The 2226-nt window shown below is 65.8% G+C and carries 2 protein-coding genes, 1 rRNA gene and 1 pseudogene; 1 reads left to right on the plus strand and 3 read right to left on the minus strand.

Features of this window, described 5'->3' with window-relative positions; translation table 11 throughout:
- Positions 1-124: 124 nt before the first annotated feature.
- A pseudogene (locus EXE52_RS18040) lies at positions 125-499 on the minus strand (EamA family transporter); the annotation flags it as partial.
- 139 nt (positions 500-638) lie between these two features.
- On the opposite strand from EXE52_RS18040, the gene EXE52_RS18045 reads away from it, so the two are divergent.
- A complete protein-coding gene (locus EXE52_RS18045; RefSeq protein ID WP_049929308.1) occupies positions 639-941 on the plus strand; it encodes a hypothetical protein in 303 nt (100 codons plus the stop codon).
- Positions 942-968: 27 nt separating this feature from the next.
- On the opposite strand, the gene EXE52_RS18050 is transcribed toward EXE52_RS18045, so the two are convergent.
- Positions 969-1814 carry a hypothetical protein gene (locus EXE52_RS18050; protein WP_241988302.1) on the minus strand — a complete coding sequence of 282 codons (846 nt, stop codon included), beginning with the start codon at positions 1812-1814 and terminating at the stop codon, positions 969-971.
- Between the two features lie 323 nt (positions 1815-2137).
- Positions 2138-2226: ribosomal RNA gene (gene rrf, locus EXE52_RS18055) — 5S ribosomal RNA — on the minus strand; the annotation flags it as partial.

Below are 2226 nucleotides of genomic sequence, written 5' to 3' on the forward strand. Positions count from 1 at the left end.
GTCTTCGGCCTCACGTAGCAGTTCATCGATTTCTTCCTCAGTCAAGTGATGCTCAATCTCTTTTCGACGTGAGCGCTCCATTACTCTTCTATCAAGCTTAACTAACAAAAGTTTTCATACTCATTATGCGGCGGGTAACGCGCTCGCGCAACAGCAGCCAGGCGCCGAGCGCGACGAACACCGGTTGCGCCTGAACGAGGGTCACGCTCGCGGCGACGCTCGTCCACCGGAGGCTCTCGAACCACGCCGCGAAGTGAACCGCGAGCGCGACCCCGGACAGGGCCGCGAACGCGAGATCGCGGGGCCGGATCCGCGCGAGATCCGCTCGATACCGCCACGCAGCGACTGCCCCCAGCGGCACCGTCGTGAACAACACCCGATAGAAGGCGGCGACCGAACTCGGCGCCTCGCTCAGACGGACGAGGATGGCGCCCGCGCTCACGGCCGCGACCGCCGTCGCCAGCGCCGCCTTGGGTGACACCGCCGGGTTCGAGGTCATCGGGTTCCACGACGCTTCGAACGGCGACTGCTTACGGCTTTCGAGAGCGGATCGACCGACGCGACGCAGATACTCCCGTGCTCCTCGGTCAGCGACCGACGCCGACGGTGATTTCACTCCGCGACGCGAACCGGCACACATGTGTGCGGACACGTTCGGCGTCGGCATCCGCGTCACCGAAACGGAACTGCGCGTCGTCGTCGGTGTTCCCTCAGATATCGACGCCGGATGGACCGACCCAGAAGCGTTCCAGTCGCTCATCGCGGAGGCCGTGTGGGAGCGGCTCGACCGACAAGCGACGCTGGAGGCCGTCGCCGCGCGGTACGACACGGGCGAGACCGCATCGCTCGGGAGCGTGACGCTGGAGCCGAACGGGACTGTGGTGAATGCCGACCTCGAACGCGTCGCGGAGGCGGACGCTCGGGACGGATCAAAAGAGTAGCGCGTCTACTGCGGTACGACCCCGCCTTCAGTCGTCTGAGACGCCCGTCGCGATCGCCGCACCGAGCGCCCACGTCCGTTTCGGCCGGTACGCGGTGAGATCGTACCGGGTCGGGCCGACGGTGTCTCCCCACGTTTCGAGCGCGCCGAGCGTGACCATCCCCGACAGCGTCGCCCCCAGCGTTCGCGGCGTCGTCTCCGGGTCCGCCAGCGCGGCGTGTACCTGCTTCGACTGCGGGTAGTTTCGGTCGCACATCTCGATGCCGCGTTTGGCCTCCACCCAGTGGCGACGGACGTACCCGAACGTCGTGGGATCCTCGCGGGAGAGCCGTTCGACCGCCGTCACCGCCTCCGCGTCGGGCCCGACGACGACATCGGCGCGGGCGCCGACTCGTGACAGCAACTCCACGGGGATCTCGAACGAGCACCCCATCGAAATCCGACCCACTCTCCCCACAAACCGCTCGAGGAGACGGTCCACGAACGCGACTGCCGAGTCGACGCCTTCCCGGGCGGCGACGGGCGCGAGGTCGTCGACCACCACATCGATCGCGCCATCGGGGACGCCGTCGAAGTGGTCGGCGACGGCGTCGAAAACCCGTTCGCTTTCCACGGTCCGGCCGAGGACCGTGTAAGCGAGGCCGTTGTTCGGTACGACCTGCGTCGACGCGGCGGTCCCGCTCCGAGCGATGTCGTTCACGTCCACTATCGCCTCTCTGTCGGGCGGTCTCGCTCGCGCTCGATCCCAGCCGCTCCGCCACCTTTCCACGTCGGTCCCAAACAGGACGGACACGACACGGTCCGAGTCCACTCCGTCGCGAACCGACGGCTGCTCGCCACAGAACAGCCGTACCGTGCCGTTCGGTCCGCCCATTACACTTGGGTTCAGCGACAGAACTGATAAACTTACTGACGAAACTATTAGTACTGATAGGACTCGCGCCGAGACGATCACTGTCCGCGCATTCGGTGCGGCGGGCCGACGACCCGCTGCTGTCGATCGGATACCGGTACGAAGCGACCTCTCGCGCTGTCCGGCAGGCGATATCGGCGGTTTCTCGGACTGATCCGGAGCTGTCGCTGTGGAGCGTTTAAGCCTAGCGGTCGCGCGTCAACGCCCTCGCCGCTCGCTATACGTCAAAAAAGCCCACGGACGTATGTCCGTGGGCTGAGTGGGAGTATTCTCCCGGATGAGTGGGCAGGCGGCGACCCGTGGTTCCCAGAGGATCGCTCACTCCAGTACTTCACGGTACGCTGGTGGGCTTAACTTCCGTGTTCGGAATGGG

The sequence above is a fragment of the Halorubrum sp. CGM4_25_10-8A genome (assembly GCF_005435025.1).
Lineage (GTDB): Archaea > Halobacteriota > Halobacteria > Halobacteriales > Haloferacaceae > Halorubrum > Halorubrum ezzemoulense.

Excerpts from the sequence above, each read along its gene's own strand:
- EXE52_RS18050 (WP_241988302.1), bottom strand. The coding sequence starts at position 1,814 with ATGGGCGGACCGAACGGCACGGTACGGCTGTTCTGTGGCGAGCAGCCG.
- EXE52_RS18045 (WP_049929308.1), top strand. The coding sequence starts at position 639 with ATGTGTGCGGACACGTTCGGCGTCGGCATCCGCGTCACCGAAACGGAA.